Source organism: Burkholderia sp. AU28863, assembly GCF_002223195.1.
GTDB lineage: Bacteria > Pseudomonadota > Gammaproteobacteria > Burkholderiales > Burkholderiaceae > Burkholderia > Burkholderia sola.
The window spans coordinates 23,280-46,176 of the sequence record NZ_NKFE01000030.1 but is presented as its reverse complement, the minus strand read 5'-3'; the positions used below and the strand labels follow the sequence as shown (position 1 = coordinate 46,176).

33 protein-coding genes are annotated in these 22,897 nt (G+C 60.5%); 20 read left to right on the top strand and 13 right to left on the bottom strand.

Translation table 11 applies throughout. The annotated features are described in order from the left end of the window. The first annotated feature begins 235 nt into the window (after nucleotides 1–235). Nucleotides 236–853: a helix-turn-helix transcriptional regulator gene (locus CFB81_RS35065; RefSeq protein WP_089438261.1), complete on the top strand. Its 618-nt coding sequence runs from the start codon at nucleotides 236–238 to the stop codon at nucleotides 851–853. Here the strand turns inward: CFB81_RS35065 and CFB81_RS35060 are convergent. The 6 genes from CFB81_RS35060 to CFB81_RS35035 form a co-directional block, all read right to left on the bottom strand. Next, entirely contained in the window at nucleotides 850–1,752 is a 903-nt protein-coding gene (locus CFB81_RS35060) for a VUT family protein (protein WP_226288155.1), read from the bottom strand. The two genes, CFB81_RS35065 and CFB81_RS35060, sit on opposite strands and share 4 nt — an antisense overlap. 63 nt (nucleotides 1,753–1,815) lie before the next feature. Further along, complete coding sequence (locus CFB81_RS35055; RefSeq protein ID WP_089438260.1) at nucleotides 1,816–2,340, bottom strand: cupin domain-containing protein; 525 nt, start codon at nucleotides 2,338–2,340, stop codon at nucleotides 1,816–1,818. 122 nt (nucleotides 2,341–2,462) lie between these two features. After that, a complete protein-coding gene (locus CFB81_RS35050; protein WP_089438259.1) occupies nucleotides 2,463–3,122 on the bottom strand; it encodes a PH domain-containing protein in 660 nt (219 codons plus the stop codon). A 78-nt stretch (nucleotides 3,123–3,200) separates the two neighbouring features. Continuing rightward, the gene (locus tag CFB81_RS36935) at nucleotides 3,201–3,512 is read right to left on the bottom strand and encodes a TrfB-related DNA-binding protein (protein WP_226288192.1); all 312 of its coding nucleotides are present in this window, start codon (nucleotides 3,510–3,512) and stop codon (nucleotides 3,201–3,203) included. 72 nt (nucleotides 3,513–3,584) lie between these two features. Next, nucleotides 3,585–4,583, bottom strand: a complete 999-nt coding sequence (locus CFB81_RS35040) for a ParB/RepB/Spo0J family partition protein (protein WP_089438257.1) — start codon at nucleotides 4,581–4,583, stop codon at nucleotides 3,585–3,587. Between the two features lie 10 nt (nucleotides 4,584–4,593). Then, nucleotides 4,594–5,361, bottom strand: a complete 768-nt coding sequence (locus tag CFB81_RS35035) for a ParA family protein (RefSeq protein ID WP_089438285.1) — start codon at nucleotides 5,359–5,361, stop codon at nucleotides 4,594–4,596. 438 nt (nucleotides 5,362–5,799) lie between these two features. Between CFB81_RS35035 and CFB81_RS35030 the strand changes: the two genes are divergently transcribed. From CFB81_RS35030 to CFB81_RS34950, 17 genes are all read left to right on the top strand, one after another. Then, entirely contained in the window at nucleotides 5,800–6,036 is a 237-nt protein-coding gene (locus CFB81_RS35030) for a type II toxin-antitoxin system Phd/YefM family antitoxin (protein ID WP_089438256.1), read from the top strand. Then, entirely contained in the window at nucleotides 6,036–6,413 is a 378-nt protein-coding gene (locus CFB81_RS35025; protein ID WP_089438255.1) for a type II toxin-antitoxin system VapC family toxin, read from the top strand. Before CFB81_RS35030 ends, CFB81_RS35025 begins: the two co-directional genes overlap by 1 nt. Nucleotides 6,414–6,434: 21 nt before the next feature. Next, the gene (locus tag CFB81_RS35020; protein WP_089438254.1) at nucleotides 6,435–6,761 is read left to right on the top strand and encodes a hypothetical protein; all 327 of its coding nucleotides are present in this window, start codon (nucleotides 6,435–6,437) and stop codon (nucleotides 6,759–6,761) included. A gap of 7 nt (nucleotides 6,762–6,768) precedes the next feature. Continuing rightward, nucleotides 6,769–7,041: a hypothetical protein gene (locus CFB81_RS35015; RefSeq protein WP_089438253.1), complete on the top strand. Its 273-nt coding sequence runs from the start codon at nucleotides 6,769–6,771 to the stop codon at nucleotides 7,039–7,041. 181 nt (nucleotides 7,042–7,222) lie between these two features. Beyond that, complete coding sequence (locus CFB81_RS35010) at nucleotides 7,223–7,864, top strand: helix-turn-helix domain-containing protein (RefSeq protein ID WP_089438252.1); 642 nt, start codon at nucleotides 7,223–7,225, stop codon at nucleotides 7,862–7,864. A gap of 14 nt (nucleotides 7,865–7,878) precedes the next feature. Further along, nucleotides 7,879–8,100: a hypothetical protein gene (locus CFB81_RS35005; protein WP_143328677.1), complete on the top strand. Its 222-nt coding sequence runs from the start codon at nucleotides 7,879–7,881 to the stop codon at nucleotides 8,098–8,100. Beyond that, nucleotides 8,100–8,339, top strand: a complete 240-nt coding sequence (locus tag CFB81_RS35000; protein WP_089438251.1) for a hypothetical protein — start codon at nucleotides 8,100–8,102, stop codon at nucleotides 8,337–8,339. Before CFB81_RS35005 ends, CFB81_RS35000 begins: the two co-directional genes overlap by 1 nt. 14 nt (nucleotides 8,340–8,353) lie before the next feature. Then, nucleotides 8,354–8,605 (top strand): hypothetical protein, encoded by a 252-nt coding sequence (locus CFB81_RS34995; RefSeq protein ID WP_143328676.1) that lies wholly within the window; start codon nucleotides 8,354–8,356, stop codon nucleotides 8,603–8,605. A 5-nt stretch (nucleotides 8,606–8,610) separates the two neighbouring features. Beyond that, a complete protein-coding gene (locus CFB81_RS34990; RefSeq protein WP_089438248.1) occupies nucleotides 8,611–9,693 on the top strand; it encodes a hypothetical protein in 1,083 nt (360 codons plus the stop codon). A 10-nt stretch (nucleotides 9,694–9,703) separates the two neighbouring features. Next, nucleotides 9,704–10,375 carry a hypothetical protein gene (locus CFB81_RS34985; RefSeq protein WP_089438247.1) on the top strand — a complete coding sequence of 224 codons (672 nt, stop codon included), beginning with the start codon at nucleotides 9,704–9,706 and terminating at the stop codon, nucleotides 10,373–10,375. Nucleotides 10,376–10,453: 78 nt separating this feature from the next. Next, the gene (locus CFB81_RS34980) at nucleotides 10,454–10,744 is read left to right on the top strand and encodes a hypothetical protein (protein WP_089438246.1); all 291 of its coding nucleotides are present in this window, start codon (nucleotides 10,454–10,456) and stop codon (nucleotides 10,742–10,744) included. Further along, nucleotides 10,741–11,163 carry a hypothetical protein gene (locus CFB81_RS34975; RefSeq protein WP_089438245.1) on the top strand — a complete coding sequence of 141 codons (423 nt, stop codon included), beginning with the start codon at nucleotides 10,741–10,743 and terminating at the stop codon, nucleotides 11,161–11,163. Before CFB81_RS34980 ends, CFB81_RS34975 begins: the two co-directional genes overlap by 4 nt. Nucleotides 11,164–11,167: 4 nt before the next feature. Then, entirely contained in the window at nucleotides 11,168–11,503 is a 336-nt protein-coding gene (locus CFB81_RS34970) for a hypothetical protein (protein WP_089438244.1), read from the top strand. Between the two features lie 189 nt (nucleotides 11,504–11,692). After that, nucleotides 11,693–12,415 carry a 3'-5' exonuclease gene (locus tag CFB81_RS34965; protein ID WP_256976446.1) on the top strand — a complete coding sequence of 241 codons (723 nt, stop codon included), beginning with the start codon at nucleotides 11,693–11,695 and terminating at the stop codon, nucleotides 12,413–12,415. Between the two features lie 202 nt (nucleotides 12,416–12,617). Continuing rightward, nucleotides 12,618–13,046: a hypothetical protein gene (locus CFB81_RS34960; protein WP_089438242.1), complete on the top strand. Its 429-nt coding sequence runs from the start codon at nucleotides 12,618–12,620 to the stop codon at nucleotides 13,044–13,046. Between the two features lie 2 nt (nucleotides 13,047–13,048). Next, nucleotides 13,049–14,878, top strand: a complete 1,830-nt coding sequence (locus CFB81_RS34955) for a phage integrase family protein (protein WP_089438241.1) — start codon at nucleotides 13,049–13,051, stop codon at nucleotides 14,876–14,878. A 25-nt stretch (nucleotides 14,879–14,903) separates the two neighbouring features. Further along, a complete protein-coding gene (locus CFB81_RS34950) occupies nucleotides 14,904–15,773 on the top strand; it encodes a DUF4238 domain-containing protein (RefSeq protein ID WP_089438240.1) in 870 nt (289 codons plus the stop codon). A gap of 79 nt (nucleotides 15,774–15,852) precedes the next feature. On the opposite strand, the gene CFB81_RS34945 is transcribed toward CFB81_RS34950, so the two are convergent. The 3 genes from CFB81_RS34945 to CFB81_RS35970 form a co-directional block, all read right to left on the bottom strand. Then, nucleotides 15,853–16,533 carry a hypothetical protein gene (locus CFB81_RS34945; RefSeq protein WP_089438239.1) on the bottom strand — a complete coding sequence of 227 codons (681 nt, stop codon included), beginning with the start codon at nucleotides 16,531–16,533 and terminating at the stop codon, nucleotides 15,853–15,855. Further along, on the bottom strand, nucleotides 16,506–17,768 hold the full coding sequence (locus CFB81_RS34940; RefSeq protein ID WP_089438237.1) for a DUF6402 family protein: 1,263 nt from the start codon (nucleotides 17,766–17,768) through the stop codon (nucleotides 16,506–16,508). The genes CFB81_RS34945 and CFB81_RS34940 overlap by 28 nt, the downstream gene beginning before the upstream one ends. A gap of 81 nt (nucleotides 17,769–17,849) precedes the next feature. After that, nucleotides 17,850–18,395, bottom strand: coding sequence for a hypothetical protein (locus tag CFB81_RS35970; protein ID WP_143328675.1), 546 nt, complete (start codon nucleotides 18,393–18,395; stop codon nucleotides 17,850–17,852). 152 nt (nucleotides 18,396–18,547) lie between these two features. Here CFB81_RS35970 and CFB81_RS34930 point away from each other — a divergent pair, with 152 nt between their 5' ends. After that, nucleotides 18,548–18,850, top strand: coding sequence for an H-NS family nucleoid-associated regulatory protein (locus CFB81_RS34930; protein ID WP_089438235.1), 303 nt, complete (start codon nucleotides 18,548–18,550; stop codon nucleotides 18,848–18,850). Nucleotides 18,851–19,135: 285 nt separating this feature from the next. Here the strand turns inward: CFB81_RS34930 and CFB81_RS34925 are convergent, their stop codons facing one another. From CFB81_RS34925 to CFB81_RS34915, 4 genes are all read right to left on the bottom strand, one after another. Further along, nucleotides 19,136–19,408 carry a transcriptional regulator gene (locus CFB81_RS34925; protein ID WP_089438234.1) on the bottom strand — a complete coding sequence of 91 codons (273 nt, stop codon included), beginning with the start codon at nucleotides 19,406–19,408 and terminating at the stop codon, nucleotides 19,136–19,138. A 372-nt stretch (nucleotides 19,409–19,780) separates the two neighbouring features. After that, nucleotides 19,781–19,993 carry a DUF3717 domain-containing protein gene (locus CFB81_RS34920; protein ID WP_089438233.1) on the bottom strand — a complete coding sequence of 71 codons (213 nt, stop codon included), beginning with the start codon at nucleotides 19,991–19,993 and terminating at the stop codon, nucleotides 19,781–19,783. A gap of 55 nt (nucleotides 19,994–20,048) precedes the next feature. Continuing rightward, a complete protein-coding gene (locus CFB81_RS35965) occupies nucleotides 20,049–20,240 on the bottom strand; it encodes a hypothetical protein (protein WP_143328674.1) in 192 nt (63 codons plus the stop codon). A gap of 10 nt (nucleotides 20,241–20,250) precedes the next feature. Then, nucleotides 20,251–20,664: an antirestriction protein gene (locus CFB81_RS34915; RefSeq protein ID WP_226288185.1), complete on the bottom strand. Its 414-nt coding sequence runs from the start codon at nucleotides 20,662–20,664 to the stop codon at nucleotides 20,251–20,253. 176 nt (nucleotides 20,665–20,840) lie between these two features. Here CFB81_RS34915 and CFB81_RS34910 point away from each other — a divergent pair, with 176 nt between their 5' ends. Then, nucleotides 20,841–22,874, top strand: coding sequence for a ParB/RepB/Spo0J family partition protein (locus CFB81_RS34910; protein ID WP_179236165.1), 2,034 nt, complete (start codon nucleotides 20,841–20,843; stop codon nucleotides 22,872–22,874). Nucleotides 22,875–22,897: the final 23 nt, after the last annotated feature.

The window sequence follows — 22,897 nt, the reverse complement described above, 5'->3', positions numbered from 1 at the left end:
ACTTACCGATTCGGATGGTTCGGGTCAATTTCGAGCAATGCCTATCTTAATGCACTGCATTACAACACAAATCGCATTGCAGAACAACATATTTTGCAAGTCTTCCCCAGAAGCCTATGATCGCCCCTTCGCCGCGACCAACACCCCATCACCACTCGACTCGCAAACGTTGTCACCAACTGTAACAGGCTGTTGAAAATTTTCAACTGGTTTGTCGAACTAGAATTGGGGCAAGATGGAACGCGTCAAGAAAAAAGAAGATCTTGCGAGCTTAGCGGCCACGTTCGTGGCAACCGTCAAACATCTGCAGCAGGCAGCTGGCGTCAACGACGCGGAGCTGTCGCGCGCGATCGACCTCGACCGAGGGACTCTGAGCCGTCTTTTGTCAGGGGAAACTACAGACCCTCGATTGAGCACGATCTCCGCAATTGCCAGGTTCTTCGCCGTCCCGATGTCCACGCTCTTCGGCGAGGAGAACAAGGGATTCGTGCCGGTATACGAGCAACATAGCCTGCGCGCGGCACGCAGCGCGGCAACGGCCACACGACACGACCAGCTCTGGATCAAGGTCTCAAATATAGACTCGAGCCGCTTCGCTATTAAACTTGCCCCCAAAAACCGGACTGAGCCCCTGCCGACCAATGCCACCCTGGTCATCGGAGAATATAAATCACTTCACTCAGGTGATTTAGTCCTGATCGAGGTAGACGAGCAAACGTATCCGATCGTCAAAATAAATAATGGGGAGACGCTCATCGGATTCGACATCGAATCGCCATCAAAGCGTCGCCCCATAGAAATCAAAGAACAAATGATCGTCGGAAAGGTCTTGGAAATTGTAATTGGCCGCTAACTGCCGATGAAGCTCACCTTGTAGTCGTAGTGATCGACACCGTCGCGCGACTTTATCCAAATAACAATTTTAGAGAACAGAACCGAAAAAATCATTTCGTACAACATCTTTATCGTTATCTGCGCGGCAATAATTTTCAAGAGCACATTATGCGGCACCGTTCCGTAAAACAAGAGAGTTCCGAACAACACGCTATCCAGGACTGCACCAACGGCATTGGCAGCAATGAATCGAAGAATCAACTTACGTCCTTTCAGAGCAATCTTCAACCGAGACACCACCAACGAATTAGAAAGCTCCCCAGCAAAATAACCAATCGCGGATGCACCCAACGCCCTCATCATTTGTTGAGACACTCCCAAAATACTCCCTCCAAGCAACCCCGCCTTCTCTAGAGAGATGATGATCGCCACAACCACGGCATTAACCAAAAAGGCACCCCATATAACATGCCTACTTACAGCAAAGCCATATGCCTCCGTTATGCAAGCACCGAAGCAATAGGTCAATGGAAAAACAACAAGTGCCGTTGGAAACAGAATACTGTATCCCGGGAGAAAAGAAAGACTGAAGGTGCTGATGCTATCCCCGATCAGATTGGTAGTCACCAACATGACACTGAAAAGTGCGGTGAGATATATTATCGCGTACGGGAAATGCGGTTTCTGCACGGTGACATTTCTTATATGTACGTCGTTCGCATTTACTGTGGCGAGCAGTGCAACATCATTTACGGAGAATTTTCCAATCCAGTTCGCTTCGAGCAGCTCGCGAACCGGAAGCTTCATCAAGACGCCCGTGTCATTCACCCGCACTCTTGCCACCGCCTCGTGCCGCTCACCGTCTTTCTGAAAGATCGCCTCTACTTGGCAGGTTGGAATATTGCTCGCTAGCGACATGATTGACCCCGCACAAAATCCACACACAATCGACAACCAAACCACGACATTCCGCCGACGCGATCAGCCGGGGAGACTTTGATACGCCATCTTCATTATGACGCTACGATACTCCGGATATTTTCCCAACAATTCAGACTGCGTCAATATTCTATAGTCGGACTCGTCAAAGCCAGGCACGACAGCACAACTCACCAGCGTGTAATCACCCGAATCGACCGACGCACCAAAAATCCATCCCCCGTGCATGACTACGGATAGCACCTCTCCGTGCTCTGGATTTGGCCCGAGACGGGTTGTATGATATTTCCCCTTTTCGTCGATGAAGTGCATCGTTAACGCGTTGCCAGCATGGTAATACCAGATCTCATCAGATTTCATTTGATGAAAGTGAGACGGGCTATCGTGCGTCACCATGAAATAAATGCCGCTGTAATCCCTTCTTTCGTCTCCGCTCGCTGTCTTTCTCACGACATCGGAACCAAACGCGTATTTGAAATATCCACCTTCCGGATGAGGCGCCATATCCAGCCTCTTAATCCAAAATGACCTCGACCTTTCAATCACATGCCTATCGTCTTGCGCCATAACATTTCCAATGTATAGAACAACAATCGCGAAAATTAACGTAGTTATACCGACTCGTCTGACCGCCATAACCGACCCTCTCATGGTAGTTATTTTTATGCATCGAACAGCGATATATTTTTCTAAAACGCACTAACCCATGTTTCAGTCGTGCCATAGAACTGCCTCGATGCAACTCCCGCACGCAAGATGCGCTCTCGCAACTCATGGGGATCTGGCATGCCGTCCATCACGAACAGGCGATTCCCCCGGTCCGTTGACTCGACAATTACAGTTCCAATGCCGAACGGCCGTTGCCACCAACGCTGATATGAAGAAACGTTCTTCACGCGCGTCATTTCCAGACTTCGTACTTCACGATTCAAGACGCCTCGTCTGAATGTAAGGCGCGCCGGCTCTACCGTGATGCTCCTGCTCTTCGTCGCCAGAATACCCCAGCCGAACCGAAGCAATACGAACCCGCCAGCGGCCGCAAACAGCCACCAGCTCGGGATGTTCGTCGGATTGGACGCCGCTCTATCGCCTGTTGGTTGCTTATGGACTCGCCCATGCTGAGCCTGCGTCGAGGGCACCGACATCGATGGCTTGTAGTTGCTCAGCAGCCCATAGCCAGCCACGATGGCGAGCAGTAGGACCCACGTTTGAATTGCAGCCGGAATGCACGTGAACAACGATGGAACAAATCCCAGTTGATGGCGTGCATCCGCCTTCGCGTAGACAGGGGGCAGTTCGGCACCGTGTCCGCTGAAAACTTGCCGCCCTTTGCTCTTCGTACTCTCCATGACAGATCACCTCCCTCGGGGATCATAACGTCAACATCCAACACAATTTCTCGCATGCGAGAAACGAGGCGGGGCAAGCTACTCCCCTTTTTGCGAGAAATACTTGATCCGCTCTTGCTCGACTTCGACCATGAACCTCTCAAGCAAGTCTTGCGGGGCACATACTGTCGCCCTAACCCACTTTGGGGGAAACATTGACGACTGTAGATATTCGGCGAAAAAGCGGTTCCGAATAGCCAGCACTTGCTGTCGCTTCATTCCGTGCCGCTCTCCGACCTCGGACAGTCCCCGACCCTCAACCAAAACTTCACGCGCGACCTGCAGGCTGCGCTCCTTCATCCGAGTTTGATCCGCCACTCTCCTAAAATCCTCTTCGGGTAAGCGGTACATATCGGCCAACGGTTGCATGTAGATCCCTTATGCAATACCTACGATCGACCTTGCCAATCGTAGATATTCGGTTTATTTGGATTCCGTCAATTTCGTCAGCGCTTGATGCGTGCGATCAAGATCAGTCCGCGCATGGGTAATACTTTTCTCGACATCCGGAGGCATCGCGCCAAAAACATCGCGACGCTCCTGGAATAATTTCGTCAGCGCGCCAAGCTGTTCGCGCAGTGCCTGCACCTGCGACACCGCATCGGTCACGATCACAGCTGCATCTGTTGTCGCTTTGGGCTTCTTTCCCTTCTCGCTCGCGTCATCGGCACGCGTGGATTCTCGCATGCGAGAATTAACCCCGCTTTCCCCCTTCGTGCTCGGCTTCGCGTCTTTCAGCTTGCCTCGAATCGCTTTCCGCACATTAGCGCCCGAGTCGGTTTTCGCCTGTTCGATTACCGCTTGCGCGGCGGCCGGGTCGACCTTTTCGAGACGATGCAAGTCATTGATCGTGGTGATATCGGCAGTGACCCCCTCTGTGACAGCTTGACTTGCATGCCCGCCCGCCTCCACGACCTCAAGAAACTTGATGCGCTCGGCCACCCAGTTCAGCCCCTTGTTCCATTCCGCCGCAACTTTCTCTAACGTGCCGAGTCGGGCTTTATCGTCTCGCAGCGCAACAGCTATTTCGAGTTGCGTCAGATTCTCCCGCTGGATGTTTTCCGCGCGCTGCACGCGACGCGCCTGCTCATCATCCATGTCCCGCACGACGGCCTGGAGCTTGATGCCCACGATCTTGCACCCGCGCCAACGTCGCTCACCCGCCACCATGAGGTAGCGCCCGGGCTTCTTGGGGTTCTTACGCAGCACCGCTGGCTCGTGCTGGCCATCCCGCTTCATGTCATTGCCCAGTTCAGTCAATGATTCGATCGTGAAGCCAGGATTATCCTTGCTACGAATTTGCTTCTCGCAGTCGACCAGATCCGGGTCGATCTCTTCGATTCGCTCGCCCGGCAACGCGGCCGCAGCGCTCTGCTTCTGAATTTCCGATAACTTGCTAATCTTGTTTCCGAATGCGCTCACGACATTCCCCTTAGTTCATTCCAAGGCGCGACAGTACCGCATCGCATGCTTGCCGCATTTCCTTCCCCGCGGCACGTTGGTTCCCGCTACGAGCCTGATGCCATACCGCACGCCCTTGCGCCAGCGCAGTAGCAACACACGCGCGAGCAATAATCGCCTCATCAAAGATCAGATCACCGTATGCCTCTCGCAGCTCCGGTAACGCCTCGACTTCGTTCACCGACTTACTGTTGACCATGTTCGGCAGAAAGCCGAGGTGACGTAGGTCCGGGTTGTATTTCGACTTTACGCCGGCGATCGTGGCTTGCAGCTTCGGCATCCGCGCGAATGAAAATGGCGAAATGTTGAACGGCGATACGATCGCATCCGACGCTGCAAGCGCGCCAAGCATGCGGCGCTGCAAATTCGGAGGCGTATCGATAATGCACAGATCGTAGTCGGCGGCCAGCTTTGCGAGTGATGCGCGCGGCTGCTCGATAACTTCGAGCGGCATATCATCTACGTCCAGAACATCAACATCGGCCTCGATCAGAGCGATGCGCTCATGCACTTGCCTCGGGCGGCGACCATCGACCGCGCCAGTGAAAAGGTGGCTCGCTTTCAAATAGTCGGTGTCGTCACCTTCCTCTATCTCCGCGAACACTTCGGAAATATCGCCCTCGTCAATGTCTATTAGCAGAACGCGATAGCCGAGTTCGGCCGCGCGAAATGCCAGATGGACACTGATCGTGCTTTTACCGACACCGCCTTTCTGATTGCCAACGGTCACGGTCTGCATGAGAGCTTGCACCAGCTTCTTGATTGCGTGATTTGCTCGCATAGGGAATCAGCCTTACGAAATCAGGTTGAACATGAAACGGCTCTCGCCGAACTGTTGTCATCCTATTTTCAGGTAAACACTTTGTCAACACATTTATTTCTCGCGTGCGAGAAATCACTCCATCGGGCGTAACAAGAACACCTCGCATTGACCCACCGTTCCCGCGTCCTTTTATCAATGATTGTTGCGTCCCTATATATTGCGGGGCGTTTCTCGCATGCGAGAAATCTCCAATAGGTAACAGCAGCTGTCGAGAGTCACCGGCCCAATTCAGGGGCGATTCTCGCATGCGAGAATCTTGCCGCCGATACACTGCCCGCAGAGTCTTGATATTGACCAGCTGGGCCAATCGGACTAACATGGACTTAGTCTTTATTAGTCCGCAAGGAGCATATCATGCAGACGGTTAACATCCACGACGCAAAAACCCACTTCTCACGGCTCGTTGACGCCGCAGCAAGCGGGGAAGAAATTGTGATCGCAAAGGCTGGCAAGCCTGCCGCGCGCCTCGTACCAATGGAGCCGGTCAAGCCGAAACGGCGCTTCGGCGGCCTGAAGGGCAAGGTGCAGATCGCGGAAGACTTCGACGCGCCTCTGCCCGACGACGTCCTGGCTTCGTTTGAGGGTCGGTAATGCGCCTGTTGCTGGATACGCACGTCTACCTCTGGGCCGTCCTCGACGACCGCAAACTGTCCAAGCACGCCCGCCAGCTCATCATGGACGCGGACGAAGTGTTCGTAAGTGCCGCGACCATTTGGGAGGCGTCGATCAAAGCGGGGCTCGGCAAGCTCAACGTCGACGTGGATGACCTGGTCGCCGAGATCTCGGCGGCCGGCTTCGTGGAATTGCCGGTGCGCGTCGCGCACGCTGCGCTGGTGCGTGATCTACCCGATATTCATCGCGATCCGTTCGACCGGCTGCTCGTCGCGCAGGCGATGCTCGAACCACTACGGCTTGTCACGGCAGACGGGCATCTCGCCAAGTACACGAATCTTGTCATTGAGGTTTGACCTTGTCCGGGAGGACGACGGATGACAGACACCCTGCAATTGGCATTCTTCGCGTTGCCGCCCACGTTCCCGCCAGAACTTGTGCCCGAAGCCTGCGCTCAATTTGTGCGAGACTGCGTGCCGGGCCTGACTAAGCGCCAGCTGCTAGCGCGCACGCGAGCGCGTGGCTGGCGGCCGACTTGGCAAGCATTGCCACACCTGACCCGCGACGGGCTGGAGGCATTCGGCTTCGGCCTCACCGTCGACGGTTGCGCGGTGCCGCTGATTGTGCGTATGCGCAGAGGCGGGCAGGGTGTGCAACCTACGCCCAATCCAATACGTGATCCACGACAGCTGAACCTGTTCTGAGGTACGCATGGGCCGCAACTACATCGGGGAGCGCACGCTCTGGGATCCGCGGCAACGCGAGACCGAGAAGGCGCGCCGCAAGCGGGCCGCGGCCAAACGGCGGGCCGCCGAACAACAGGGGATGGCCGCGTATCTCGAACGCGCGCGCTGGTGCCACCGCGCCGGCTGCGACCAGCTGGCGGAGCGTCAGCCAGGCGGCTGGTGGCCGTGCTGTTCCGAGGCGTGCTATCACGCGTGGTTCGACGCGCTGCCGGAGCCAGGCGCGCGCCGGCGGCGCTAGGAATGGCGGGATTGTGAGGGGCGAACCCTGTTTAGCTCCAATGCCGATAACTCCCCTTATCGGCATTGCGTTTAATGCCTCAAAACCCCGTAGGACCGCTTTACACGACACTTGACACGTCTAAAAGACGTGCTACGCTGTCACCATACGTCTTTAAGACGCGTTTCTCTCAGGAGGCATCATGTCGGTGTTGTACGTGTATCGCTGCCCGGCCTGCGGCCATCGCGGCGAGGTCCATCACCCGGACGACAGCCACGACGGCGCGGCCGCCACCTGCGCGCAGTGCTATGGTCCGGTCACGCTCGAGTGGGATGGCGGGGTAACGCTGGCGGTCGCGCCGCACCGCGCACCCACACCGACCGAGATCAAGCACATGCGCGTGATCAACGGCCGCACGCAGGCCGAAGTCGCCGATCGCCTCGGCGTGCTGCCGCGCCAGGTGCAGCGCTGGGAAGCCGGCGAGGTAGCGATGCCGATTGGCTACTGGCAACTGCTGCGTCGCGTGTGGGGCTTCCGCGGCTCGCCGGACCTGCAGCGCGCGGCACACCCCACGCGCCGCTGGGACACGCAGCGCGACACCGAACGCGACACCATCGAGCGCGGCGACGTGGTCGAGCTGCAGCCGAAAGCGGGGCCGCGCCTGCGCGCGACCGTCAGCTACGCGGAGCCGCGTGACGACCTGTATCAGGCGCTGGTGACGGAATTCGTCGGCGCCGGCGACGTCGGTGATGAGCTGGACGGCTACTGCCTGGGCGAGCGCGTCCAGTTCAAGCGCGAGAACGTGCTGCACCTCGAGCAGCGCGCGCCGCGCTCGCCCGAATGAATGGAGGTGGAGCTATGTCGCTTGAAGCGTTGGGAGGCGTGTGGGGATTTTGTGCAGTGCTGCCGATCGTGGTGGCCATCATGTTCAAAGCAAAGAAATGGCGACTTTGTTTGATAGCGACTGGAGCCGCGGTCGGGTGGGGCGTGATGGGGTTTTCGAGCCTCTCGTGGCTCGCGCTCGCGGTCGCGACGGCTTTGGTTGCATCGGATCTGTGGGACACACGTAGGAGCACGTGATGGCAACGATGATCGAACGCATCGAATCACGGGCATGGGTCGCGCATGTCGACGACGAGCGCGACGCAGGAAACGGCTACATGGTCATGCTCGCGCAGGGGTATGACTTCGCGGACGATCCGGGCTGCGGTGTTCGGGGCTTCGACACGCTGCGCGATGTCGAGCGGGAAACGCGGCGCTGCAACGTGATCGAGTCAGCCAACCGGTCGGCGGAAGCAGTGCCGACCACCAATGGATGAAAGAGGAGAATGGGATGGCAACGAGTTGGTTGCTGGCCTTGATGGCGAGCGGATCGATTTCTGGCGCAGGCGCCGTGGCGATCGCCGATGGCGGTTACAAATCCGAAGCGCTGTGCCAGCGCACGGGCAGTGAGGCCGTGGCCCGCCTTGAACGACACGAGGCGGAGGTGGCAAAAGCCAATACCACGTACTCGCCAGGCGTCACAGTGCAAGCTTATCGGGCGCGCAGCTGGTCGTATCAGTGCTTGCCGACCGACAAGGGGTAAGAGAGATGCGCAAGGAATACGATCTGCAGACCGACGTGCTGGCGACGATCGTCGCGACCACACGCGTCACCCCCAAGCACGCCGACTTGCTGACCGCGTTGGCGACCCGCACCGACTACCGCAGCGCGCGATACGTGGTGACCCGCGACGAGTTCGGCTCGCAGCCGGCGCGGATCCTCGATGCAGAGGGGCGCGAGATTGCGGCCGACTACCGCGCGTGGATCGACGCGCAGCTTGACGCGCACGGCGGGTCCGCGAGCGCCGTATGGGAAACGCACAAGGATGCCGGCTACCAACTGGTCGAGTGCCAGCCGGTGCTGCATTACTTCGTCCACGATCGCGGTGGCGACCCGGACAACTTCGTGCAGATCGAGGTGTGGGAAGAACAGGAGTTTGTCGAGCGCGAGGTGTTTTCTCGCGAAACAATCTGGGGCCTGCCGACTGCTGACGAATTGCGTGACGGCCGGAGCGGCGTGCTGATCGAGGGCATCGAACGGCGCACGCTCGGCGCGCCGCACTATCGGCTTGCGGCCGCGATCGACATGCGGCAGTTCGCATTGCTCGCGGAGGCGACTGAGCGCGATCGGCGTCAGCGCGAAGGCGATCGTCGGTTCGTCGAGACCAACCTGGAGACAGGCGAAGAGCGGGTGATCAGCGTGCGCGAGCTCACGCCCGGCTACGATCGGCATCAGTGGCGCGGCCGGCGGTTCTTCGACGATTGGGCCGCGTCGAGCGCCGGCCGGGCTGGCGAGCGCGTCTGTTCCCGTTGGGTGTTCAGCACGTCGGATTACACGGATGCCCGTGGCGTGCGTTACATGGATTTCGTGCCGCGCTGGACTCATACCCGCAAGGTTGCGGAACTGAAGACCGCAAAGCTCGACGCGTACGGTCTGTACGGGAAGCTCAACCAGTTCGACGAACGGATCGGCCATCGCTTCGCCTGGTTCTTCTACGGTGTGCACGGCAACCTCATCAAGGAAGGGCAAATGAGGCGCGTGCTCGAGGCCGCCGAGGCAGGGTTGATCGTGCTGCCCGAACACGATTACCAGGTGCTGCGCCGCTGGGGTGCTGATTCGTACTGGTTTTGACGGAGGCGCAATGACGACGCTGACTCGCCAACACTACAAACGCCTGCGGTTCTACTGGCAGGGCCGGGCGAACGGTGGTGCCGGGATGACTGACGGCATTGACCTGGACCTCGCCGCACTCGGGATGGTGGAGCGCTTCGAGCGCTTCGGCTACGGCGTTTGCTTTCGCATCACGCAAGCGGGTGAGCAAGAGCTTGCTGCTGAGAAGGCGCGCGAAGTCGAGCGGCGTCAGCCGCATCACGCTCTGGCCGGACGCTTGGCGCAGTGGCGTCAGAGTCAGGGGCGAGTGACGTGGCAGAACATCGAATTGCTCGTCGACCTTGAAAGCGGCGGCCGGCAAGCGATTCGCCCCGACGTGTTTTCCGTCGCTGCGAACTACGACGAAAAGCGCATCAATCCGTGTGTCGATGAAGTGAAGGTGAGCCGCGCGGATTTTCTCGCGGACGTGGCCCGCCCCGAGAAGCGGGCCGGATACGGGAAAATCGCGGAGGTGCTGTACTACGCAGCGCCGGCCGGCATGATCGAGGCGTCGGAGGTGCCGGAAGGATGTGGCTTGCTCGTCGAAGTGGCGCCTTGCCAGTTCGAGATCTTGAAGCGCCCGAAGAAACGGCCGGTGTCATTGACGACGCACCACTTTATGAATCTCATTTTGAAGCCGGGCACGTTCGCACCGGCCTGGTAGAAAAACAGCAATGCCGAGATACACCGGAGCGGTTCCTGCGACCTCCGATAGCTCTAACCCGTCACCTGAAAATCCAACGTGCACAACTACACCGTCTCGTACCTTGATCTGACCGCATCCGCCGAACGCCAGATCCGCGACTATATGACGTTCGCCGCAGCCGCTGGCGACGATGCCGAACGCAGGGCACTGCATGCATCCGCTGTCAGCCTGTTCGCGTACTGGCTCGGCTTCGTGAACGCGGCGCGGAAAACCGTCGATGCCGCGGGACGGCAAGCATTGCAGCGCGACGAGCATCGGCTGCTGGATCTGGTCAGCGCGGCGGCTGCACCGTCCGTGCGTAACACACCGGAGGACCGCGCATCATGACCGCGGTCTTCGATCGGAACGCCGCGCTTGACGTTGTGAAGGCGACGCTCGCCGACGCAATCGCGCGCGACTATGCGAACGCTCTGTCGATTGACCGTTACGCGGGCGCCGGCGCGCTGGCGCATTGGCCGCCCAATCCGCATCGCTGCCACGAGCAGGTCGCGCGCTGGCTGCAATCGCATCCCGGAGATACGCCGGTCCGCGGCTGGCTCGCAGACGGTGGCGACGGGGCGCAACAACGCTTCGTCGCGCACTCATTGGTCCGCAGCGCATCGGGTGCGTTGCTGGATGTCGCGTTTGCGCGGCCGTCTTATGAGCAGCGTTTCATTGAACACCCGGCGGCGGCAGGCGACTTTCTCGCACTCGTCCTCGGCGACCCGCCGGTGTCCGAACTCTACGTGTCGATTCCCTGGAGTTAATTCCATGGCCCGCTCTTCCCGCAAAAAGCCACCAGCCCGACCGGCACCGCAGTACGTCAATGGCGTGGTGTTCACGCTCGCCATGCGGACCGGCGATGTCGAGGTGATCGGCATCCCGTTCGAGCACCGTGGACGGACATGGGCCGTTCATGCCATCGTCGGGCTCGATGATGTCCTGTGCTTTTCGGTTTCCGACGTGCTGACGGGCGGGCACGTACCGAAGAGTGAGGCGTCGAGCATCGACGCGTCGCGCGCGGCGGCGATTGCCACGCTCGACAAAGTCACGGACGAGAGCTGGGCCGATGCCTTCGGGCCCGCTCAAACCGCGACGCTCGAGTAACAACCTGCAAGGCACCCTGAGAGCGTCCCGATGCGCTACCCGAATCGCGCCGCAGCGCCCGTCGAGCTGCAGACGAAAACCGAACTGAAGCAGGCACGGCGCAATCTCGCCGGCGGCCAGGCACCGGTTGCGCATTACTGGCAGGGGCATACGTGGATCGCCCTTTACGATCCCGCGTCGACGGTGCCGATGCGCGCGGCTCGCGCGCCGAGCCCCGCGCAAGCGGCGGCGCTCGCGGCCGGCCGGGCGCTGGCCGGAACCCGGCCATGCGTGATATGCCGCGCGCGCACGGCGATCGAATGGCTGGATCGATACGGATGCTGCGACGCGTGCCTTGAGGACGTCGCCCGCGAGAAGCGGGACGACGCGGCCCGCAGCCTCAACATCACCGCGAACGCGTGGCTGGCCGCTGATCCGCTGTTCATCGATACCGAAACGACCGGCCTCGATCTTCGGGCGGCGATCGTCGAGATCGCGATTCTCGATCGCGCTGGCGCCGTGCTGCTCGACACGCTCGTGAAGCCTGCGATGCCGATACCAGCGGCCGCGACGGAGATCCATGGGATTACTGACGCGGACGTCGCCGGTGCGCCCGGCTGGACCACGATCGGCCCGCAGGTGGCCGAGCTGGTCGCGGGCCGGCTGTTGATCGCCCACCACGCGGCGTTCGACGAGCGCTTGCTGTACCAGACGTCGAGATCCCACGGCGTGACGTTGCCGACGCTGCGCGTGGAATGCACGATGGAATTGCTGAACGGCTGGGCCGGTCGCTGGCTCAGTTTGGCCGACGCCGCACTGATGCTCAGTGCTGACGTGCCCGCGACCCGTCATCGGGCGTGCGCGGATGCCGAGCAATGCCGGCAGATCGTGATTGCTGCGGCGCGGGCGGCTCCGGTCGCCGTTCAGCCCTGAACCAAGCGCCGCACGAGCGGCATGCCACAACCGGTCCGGAGGACATCATGTTTCGCAATTGGATAGCGCGGTTAGCGTGTCTGATGGGGGTGCATCGCTGGGTGCAGCATACCCATTACCACTACATCCTGAACGACAGCGGGCTCCACGCATATCAATGCGAGCGCTGTGACAAGGTGCGGTCGTCGAATTTTCCGGGCCGATGAGAAAAGCTTCTCCCCATGGACGCCGGCCACTGACCCGAGCGCAGCTACTGCCGCTGCCGCCGGCCGAGCTGCGCCGGATCCAGCTGAAACACCATGTGGCGCTGGCCGCGCTACGCGCCGAGCACGCCGACGTCGCGCAACTGGCCACGCTCCTGAACGCGATCTACCTCACGTATTTCCTTGATCCCGCCAATCCGGCACCGTGTCGGCGGGCCGAGTCGGCCGTCAATCAGTGCGCCACGCGCGCCGAGCAGGGCGAGCCGTGGGCGCTGACCGATCTCGAGCGCGCGGCGATCGAGCACGTGCTCACGCGGCTCGATGCGCAGCTGGCGGCGGTACCGATGCACCAGTATCTCGCCGCATTCGAGCGGCTGCAGCGTGTCACCACGACCGACGCGATTGCGTCACCGATTCCCGATAATTGACCATGGCCAATCGTCCGCAAGAGCTCGCGCAACTGCCGTTGCGAACCTACAGCCGAACCGAGTTCACCGCGCTGCGCGCGCGCGTGAAAGGGCTGCCGCTCGCGACGATCGAGCGGCTGTACTTCGATAGCAACGCCGATGAGCCGGTCGACGTCGCGCAGCTGCTGCGCACGATGCGCGACGACCTGGTCGCGGCCGCGCTGCGCGACGGCTCGCCGGTACTGAAGTCGCACCTGCAGGCGACGATCGAGAAATACGGCGAGGCACGCCTGACGCCGGTCTCGCTGCAGATGATCGAGCAGGTGGCCGGGCAGTGGACGGCCGCGGCGCCGGCCGCGGACCACCCGATCGGGCGCTGGCTCCGCCCACTCGTCACGGCGCGGCTGGCGGGCGAAGGGATCCACACGCTGGGCGAGCTCGTCGCCTTCGTGAACCGCCGCGGCGGCCAGTGGTGGCGATCGGTACCGCGCATCGGCGTGGGCCGGGCCCGCGTGCTGGTCGCGTGGCTGCGAACGCACGCGGCGTCGATCGGCGCCGCGGTCGAACCCGACGTCGACGCCGGCGACACACTGGCGCCGACGTCGGCCGGCGTGATTCCCGGCGCCGGCCTGCTCGCCCCGCTCGAGCGCCTGGCGCTGCCGGACGAGTTGTCCGGCGCGCAGGGCGCAAATCGGGCGCCGACGTTCGCGTACCTGACGGCCGCGCACGATCTGGATGCGGTACGCGCGTACCTACACCGCTACGACGACCGGCCGGCGACGCAGCGGGTCTACAAGAAGGAGCTCGAGCGCCTGGTGTTGTGGTGCGTGGCCGAGCGCGGCGTCGCGCTGTCGTCAATGCGGGTCGAGGATTGCGAGGCGTACAAGGCGTTTCTCGCCGCGCCGGGCGAGCGCTTCACTGGGCCGCCCGGCGCGCGCACGAGCGGCCGCTGGCGGCCGTTCGCGCCCGGTGGCTTGGCACCGGAGAGCCAACGTTATGCGATCCGCACGATTCGCGCGGCGTTCAGCTGGCTGGTCGCAGTGCGCTACTTGGCCGGCAATCCGTGGCAGGCCGTGACCGATCCGAGCGTCGTGCGACGCGTGCGCAAGCTGCAGGTCGAGCGTGCGTTGCCGCTCGCATTGTGGGCCCGCGTGCGTGTGACGCTGGCCGAGCGCGGCGAGCTGCAGGGCCCAAGCGGCCCACGCTGGCGCGCCGCGCGCGCGCTGCTGCTTATCATGGGTGACGGCGGTTTGCGGATCGCCGAGGCGGCGGCCGCCGAACGCGCGACGCTGCACTGGTTGCCGGCCGACGATGACACGCCGGCGAGCTGGCTGCTCGAGGTGATCGGCAAGGGCAACAAGCAGCGCTTCGTGCCGATCAGCGACGAGTGCGTCGACGCGCTGCGCGCGCACTGGCGCGATCGCGCCCTGGACTTCGACGCGGCCGACTCGGCGGGCCCGCTGGTTGCGCCGCTGATCCTGCCGCCGACGCCGCGGGCGCGCGAGAAATTCGGCGTCGAGGTCGATGCCGACAGGGAAGGGAAGCCAACGAAGCCGGGCGGCTACTCGGTGCGCGGTGCACGCGGGCTCACGCAGTGGGCGATCGCGCAGTTGCTCGACGTGATGCCGGATCTGAGCGAGGCCGAGCGGCGCAAGCTGGCCAGCACGTCGCCGCACGCGTTCCGGCATACGGTCGGCACGCAGATGCTGGCCGCCGGCGTCGCGCTCGAGGTCGTGCAGCGCACGCTCGGGCACGCGTCGCTCGGCACGACGTCGATCTACGTATCGCCCGAAGAGGCGCGCATGCGTCGCGAGGCGGCCAAGTATCACGCCAGACTGACGCGCCAGACCTGACCGTATACACAATCATCGTCCAACCATGGAACAGACCAAGCACAAGCCAGAGCCCGTTCAACCGGGAAACCCGCACCAGTTGACGCGAAACCAGCACATTTTCCCGCGGGCGAGCATTGAGCGGTTCCGCAATCCGAAAACAGGCGTGACTGCGCTATGTTTCTCTGAAAAAAAAGTCATCCCCAACCTCGACGCCAGGAACAAGCTCTTTTGCGCCAAGCACGTGTGGGATCAGCGGGCCGAAGGGGGATTCGGCGCAAGCATTGAAGGCGATTTTCAATCCCTCGCCGAGCGGTTGATAAAGGGTGACACGCGGTGGCTGAGCTTGAATCATCGGCTGATCACGCGGTTCTACGCACTATGGGAAGGCCGAGCGCGGTACGCTGATAATCCCGAACCTGCAGTCAAGTTCAATGCCGGGCGCGGCACTCCAGACCTGACCAGGGATTTTAAGGAGCGCTTGGAGGCGGGGCATACGTCTTACATTGACGAAGAGAACTCGCTACCGAGTCGTCAGGCCACCGGGCTTCATATCGAATTTGGGATCATGATGGCGATGAGGGAGCATGGTGCGTTGGAGTGGCGCTTGTGCCACGCGAGCCCGGACGCGGGGGAATTCCTCGTGCCCGATACACCGGCGAACTTCTATATCCCCCTCACACCGACTCTGGCCTTGCTCGGCGCGTCAGACATCGACGTCGCGCGGCCGAACGTGATGAAGATCATCAATCTGACAGCGCTGGCCCACAGCCGTCGATTCGTGATTGCACATGATTGGACCCGCTGCTTCGTTGCCTATAACCAACATCAATTTATGCATTCGCGATTGCGACTACGGTCCCGCCTCAATCTGTTCCCTGACGATTGCGTGGCCGCAAGCGCTGCCGCAAATTAAGACTGACCGAGCCTGATGGCTGGTCAGCGTAGGGGCGAGCGACGGTGGAGCCGTTAGATGGCTGTCTGGGCGGCTGCTCTCAGCGAAGCCAAATCGGAATTCTTGCGAAGATCCGATCGCTCGCGGTGGGCGGCAGCGAGATCGAACGCATGCTGTCGTACTGATCCGACGCGTCGAAGTAAATCAATTTGCCATCGCGGATTTTGATCGAATCTTCACCCGGCCGGCCGTCCCAAAAAACGAAAAATAAGCGCGTGGCGAGCGTCGAGCCCTTCGCATCGGTGATGACGAGTTTCACCTGCTCGTTCTGATCCGCAAAAAATCCATGACTGCGCGCACCACTTCCGCAGATGTTGACGATGTAGGTCGTGCCGTCGACCTGTTTGATTCCACCATTCATCTTGGCGTTGTAGTTGAAGCGCTGACAATCGGTGTCGTCTGTCGTGACCCCGCCTAAACTGATGAGCGCGAGGCACGCCAACAAGCCAAGTGTCACGATCGCCAGTCCCGCGCGCTTCGCTCGGCCGAAATGGGCGATATTTCTAAGAAGCCAGTAGAAGTAGGCTGCAAAGATGACCGCGGTGACGACGAAGATCGCGGTCTTGCCGTTCTTGAGCGCGAAAATCGCGATCGCGTTCGTGGCGCCAAGCGGCAGGAACAGCCACACGATGGCGGCAACCAAGGCCACGGCCCCGACTACCAAGATCGCTCTGAGGATGAGGCGGATCATCTTCATTGTTCCGCCGGGATGGGTCTGCATACGGTATCAAGTTTCAAAACAATCGGCTTGTCCAGTTTCACGAGTTTGGGCCTACTGTAAACCATAAAGTCACCGCCACGATTGTGTGCCGCTCTCCACTCGCGATATGTCTTGTTGTGCACTGGCCAGTACACATCCTTCGCCATAAATTTCCGAAAGAGACTCGTCCGTTTGTCGATCGGTTTGTTGACCTCTTCGCCCTCAGGAAGATAGTGCCACTTTTCGATGGTTGAATTTCCGACGTTCAAGTTGCTGCTCTTGAAGAAATCGTTGGCGGCTGCCACGTACGACAGCACCATTCCGTTCTTGTTCCAGTGGCCAAGATACTGGCTCTTGGAAGGCGAATCATCGTTAAAAGAGTAGCTATCCTTGATGTAGACATAGATGTGTGTAATCTGCACAGCCGGTTCGAGACAGAATATTTTGTTCGTGCCTTCGTACTTGTAGTAGCGCTCACCGGTAACGGTCGCCTTCCCAACAGCAGCGTAGAAGTTGAAGTTTGCCAGTGCTCCAGTTAGATCGGTCAACGCCGTACCGTCGAGTGTGTCGACGGATGATACCGACTGGTACTGAAATCTCCAGGCGATATGAAACTGAAGCAGATCCGTCAGAAACGGCGTAGTGTCGATCACGATACCTGCCGCGTTCATTTGTCCGGCCGCGAAACTCTTCTCGATCACGGGCGTCAGCGTATTCCTCGCCGATGCAGCAGCATTCGGAGTGTAAATTGCTTGTCGGACGAGTTGATTGAACCGCTCAAGTGCTCCGCGAAACCGCAACGCCCATTCCAGAGTGACTGTCCTGTCGTCGATCGGCTGCACCGAGTTGAGCTGGTCGTTATAGGCGTGCTTAGGGCTTGCAAACCACTCTCGCGCAAGCTTGGCCGAGATCGGCCAGCCCATCTTGTCCATGGCTTTGGGAATGTCCTGCAGATCGAATTCGGGCAGCTTGTCGGCTTGCTCGGCATCTTGAGGCTTATCGCTCGGTTGTGGCCTGCCGGGCGGCTTGGCCGGTGCTGGAGCAGGGGCAGGCGGCTTCTGCGGCGCGACTGGACCGGCTGCCTTCGGTGGTGGCGGTGGCGGCGGCTCGTTCGGCGCAAGTCTATCGAACGAGATTTTTTGCTGCGTGTCGATCGGAACGCATCCGACCACCCCGGAGTAGCATTTCCATCGCTTGCTGGAATATAAAATTCCGGATTCCAGCTGATAATACGTGGCCTTCTTGACAACTGGCATGGGTGGATAACGCCTCTGATTGAACTCACATCAGAATAATCGATACCCAGACGCATCCGGCGATCATAATGAAAACAACTGTTAGATCAGGCCGCGTACGCGAAGGTCGTAAAGATAGGGACAATCGTCCGGTGGCACAATTGATACGGGCGGTTTTTTCGCCAATCGTGCCAACATCGCACTCTCGAGTTCCGTTGCTGCCTCATCGAGCCATTCAGGTGACCGCGACAACACCCACGCGTACCACGCAGAAGCTGAAAGTAACCTCTCGCCGGCAGGTCTGGACGGCACACTGACCGCGTTTCGCCACGATAGTCCCGCACTGAATCGCACACCGGTCAGCCGCAGATGCCTGTTGGTACAAACAAAGACGAATGCACGATGCGGCCGATCGTCATAAAGCACGTTCGGCTCATGTTCGGCATACGCGCCGAGCTTGATCGGTCCGGTCCATTCAAAATCCACAAATGCGCCCGTCCGCTCGGCTTGATCCGGATTGTATGCGACGCCTTCAATACAGGCGTTCAAGCCAGCGTCGCCCAGTAAAGGGCCGGCGGCGATTTCGCCAGATTCAACGATCCTGCGTGCAATTTCGGGCCCGGTTTCGTGCGTCAGTTTGATTGCCATAGGGATGTGATCTCAATTTTGTGAACACCGATCCTGTAGCGCAGCGGTAACGTAATCGACGGTATTCGTGATTATGCCGGTAATGTATTGACCTCACCGGTTTTGCCGACTAGCCTAGTCGCTCGATGTTCAACCGAGAATCCTTTATCTTTATGGCGACTTATCTCGAACTGAAAAAGCAGGCTGACGCGTTGGCACAGCAGGCGGAAGAAGCACGACGCGCGGAATTGGACAGCATCATTGCAGCGATGCGCGCGCAGATCGCCGAATACGACATCACACCCGAGCAGCTGTTCGGGCGCCGGCGCGCGACTGCATCCGGTGCACGCACACCCATCGCGCCCAAGTATCAGGATCCGAAAACGGGTGCGACCTGGAGTGGCCGCGGCAAGGCGCCTCACTGGATTGCCAACGCGAGGAACCGCGATCGCTTTCTGATCCCGGTTACCGAGTAAGAACGTCAAGCCTGTCGCCGGCGCAAGCAGCTGAGAAGTTGCGTGCGATTGCCACGCCGACTCGGTTGACGACTACGACACGGGCGGACTTCTTTCGGTTGCGCAGCAATTTGACCGAAGCGCAAAACACCGCCGATTGAGCTTCAGTCGTGCGTCACGGACCGAGGACGTTGCCCGCGATGCACGAGCACCAAACCACGGTGCTGATCTCGAATATCACTACACGGGTCGGTACTGCTGTGTTCCCCGTGTAAGTAAGTGCCGGCCGCATCGAGCGGCCGGCACTTACTCATCTCGGTCGATCCGCCAGAATGGCGAGAAGCCCGCCGCATCGCACAGCAACACCCACGCCGAATAGGGAATCGGTGCCTCTTCGGCCATCCACTTTCGCACAGTCCGACCGTTGCTCTTGATCGAGATCCCCAGGTATTCCGATGCGTCCTGAGGTGTCAGCCTTGCCCGGCGAAGTATCTCCTGGACTTCCGCCCCTTTCGGCTGGGCCCAAAATCTCGCTGGCTGCAAGCACTCGCGCCGAATTTCAATGGTGTGGTTGCTCATAGGTTTCTCTGCAAATAGATCTCGTCGGGATGGCCAGCATCCAATATCCAGCCCCCAGCGCTTCGCGCTGGAGGAATCACGCCTGGTATGCGATCGCCATGCGATCGCATACCAGGCTTGACGACCCCGCCATCGGTCCGCCGGCGCCTCTCCGGATTGCCCCTCCGCTTCGCTACGGGTCGGGCCTCTCCCCACGCCGGACAAAGCCGGCGCGGGTCCCCGTGTCCCTCAATCCGGGCGCGCGGCGCGCGCGAACCGTGCTCGTGCCGGACGCCCCCAGCTTGCAGGAAGGGAGGTCCGGCCGACCATCGTGACAAGACCGCAGCACTGCGGGAGGCAAGGGGCGGCTCCGCCCCTATTATCCCATCGGCATTACCGCAGCGCCGCCAATGCGCCGCGCACTGCGTCGATCTGATCGGTCGTCAGTTCGGACGCCGCGACACGCTCGCGTTTTTCCAGAAACATCAACGTATACGGCTCGACCAGAATGCGCGCCTGTCGGCACACGGTCATGCCGTCGTCGGACGGGTAGCGGTCGCGCCAATGATTGATCGCAGACTCTAAATCGTTCAGGGTGAATTCCATGTGTGCTCACCCCAGCCTTGCGGCCGGGGTGCCTTGTCGTTAGAGCGTCACGTTATCAGTTCACGTCGGCGCGCGGCTGGTCGTCGCGCTGGACGTCGATCACCTCGACGCCGGACAAGCCGTGACGCGTGGCGCATTCATCAGCCACCACGCCCGCATGCGTGACCGACATAGCAGGCACGAAACAATCAACCGTGACGGGAAACTCACGGCACTTCACGACGACTTTGAAACGTTGCTGTTGCATGTCCGCCCCCTTAGTCGATTGCGCGGAAGATTTCGCGCTCTTCGGGATGCTGCAAAGCGAATCGACGCAGCGCGTGGTAGGCATTCGTGAATCGCCCTGTCCGGTCGTCGTGTGACAGTCGGCACAGCACATACAACGTGACGACAATCCCGAAGGCTTCCGCCCCCATGTGCCCTTCATAGCTGTTCTCATTGAAACAGACGTACAGCTCACCTTCGTTCGCGGGCGCGGCATAAAACCCGCCGTTATCCAGCTCGAAGAACAGCCAGTGACCGCCCGAGTATTCCGGCGACAGCCGACGCGCCCACGCATAGATCAGGTTTTCGCCGCGCATGTACGACGGGCCGAAATGCTTCGGCAGGAATCGCATACGTTGCTCCTCGATGACAAGCGAGGATTGAATCAGTGCTTCGGTTTGACACATGGAGATATCTCCCGGAATCGGCCAAGCGGGATGCCCGGCCACAAAACAATAATATGCCTTAAAGGCCATAAAAGCAATCACCAAGAGAAACTTTTTATCTTGATGTTTTGGCCTTTAAGGCATATACTAAAAACATGGCCGAGCATCCCGCTTGGCCGATTCCGGGAGTAACGACAGTGAGTGCAAAGCAAAAACAGCAAGCCGTAGTCGACCTGATCGTCGGTAGCCGTGCAGCAACCACCGTGCCGTTTTCGGCGCTGATCGATTCGCCGTACAACGTGCGGCGCGGCGAGCCGCAAAACATCGAAGGCATGGCGCAGTCGATCAAGAGCGCCGGCGGGATCATGCAGAACCTCATCGTTCACGAAGTGAAGGCCAAGCGCGGCAACAAGGTGAGCTACGGCGTGTGCGCGGGACGCCGCCGCAAGGCCGGTTACGGACTGCTGGTCCAGCGCGGCGAAGCGTCGGCCGACGCACCTATCAACGTCGTGATCGTGACGGATGCCGAGGCGCGTCTTATGTCGCTGATGGAAAACACGGCACGCGAGGACATGCACCTTGCAGACGTGTGTGAAGGCATCCGCGACCTGCACGCCGACGGGCGCACGCTCGAACACATCGCCGAGGTGTTCTCTGTCTCCGTGCTGACGGTGCAACGGCGGTTGAAATTGGCGCACCTGTCGCCGATGCTGTTCGAAGCATTCCGAAAAGACGATATCGAACTCGGCCAGTTGCAAGCGCTTGCGCTCTGCCCCGATCCGGCCGAACAAGAGCGCATCTGGGCCGAAGTGAAGGACGGCCCGGCATGGATGCAGGCACCGGCGAAGCTGCGTGAAATCATCACGCGCGCGGAGGTGTCGAGCGAACACGCGCTGGCTCGGTTCGTCGGCATCGAGGCGTATGAAGCGGCCGGGGGCGAGGTGCGCCGCGACCTGTTTTCGGATACGGGTAGCGGCTATCTGGCAAGCCCCGATATCCTGAACGGCTTGGTTCGCGCGAAGCTGGACGAAGCGGCCGATGCGCTGCGCGCCGATGGCTGGTCATGGGTAGAAGCGGACCTGAAAGCCAACTACGAAACGATCTATGCGTGTACGCGCCTGAGCGCTGGAACGCGCGTCTTGAGTGCCGACGAGCAGGCAGAACGCGACGCACTCGAAGCCCGCGTGAGCCGTGCGAGCGAAGCGCTCGAAGCCGCGTACGACAGCGACGACGAGTCGATCGACGGCGACGCACTCGAAGCCGAGGTTCAGGCGGCAGAAGAAGCACTCGAAGCGTTCGATGAGCGAAGCAGGGAATGGACGGCCGAACAGAAGGCCGTGTCCGGTGTGTATATCGCGGTCGCGCAAAATGGCGGCTTGCTCGCCGAGTTCGGCTTGGTGAAGCGCGCAGACATGAAGGCGGCCGGCCAGGCACTCGGCGCGCAGGCTCCCGGTGCGCTCCAACGTGCGGCGCAAGCGCCGGAGCAGGTCAAGCCGTTGCATAGCGAAAGCCTGTGCGCCCGCCTGACGGCGCACCGCACGGCCGTCGTGCGGCTTGAATTGAGCCGCCGCCCGGAAATCGCGTTGGTGACGCTGTTGGCCCGGATGGTGCCGGACGTGTTGCCGGGACATTTCGGACGCGATACGCGCGGCATGCTGTGCATCCAGTCGGAATCGTCCTCGAGGAAGCTGGCGAACGTCGCGGATGACATGGTGGATAGTCCGGCGTGGATCGCCTACGACGAGCGCGCCGAATTCTGGCGCACGCGAATCTCGAACGAGGCGAGCGGCGATCTATTCGGCTGGCTGATGGCACAGACGGGCGACACGGTGCGCGACCTGTTCGCGTTCTGCGTGGCGGCCACGGTGGACGGCGTGAGCCACAGCGACCACCCGCACGTCGTCAACCGCTTGGCCGATGTGCTGAACGTCGATTACCGGACCTACTGGAAGGCGACGGGTGCGAGCTATTTCCAGCACGTGCCGAAGGCGCGCATCCTCGACGTGGTGAAGGAAGCCACGACGCCGGAAACGGCCGCCTCGCTCGACAAGCTGAAAAAGGCCGAACTGGTCGGCGCGGCCGAACGCGCCGTATCGGAAACCGGTTGGTTGCCCGAGGTGCTGCGCAACCGCGAGCAACCGGAAATCTGGCAGTCGACCGACGATGAGGAAGAGGAAGAGGAAGAGGAAGAGGAAGAAGCGGAAGCCGACGACGTGACGGCTAACGAGTAAACCGCTACCGCGCGCCCGTCCGA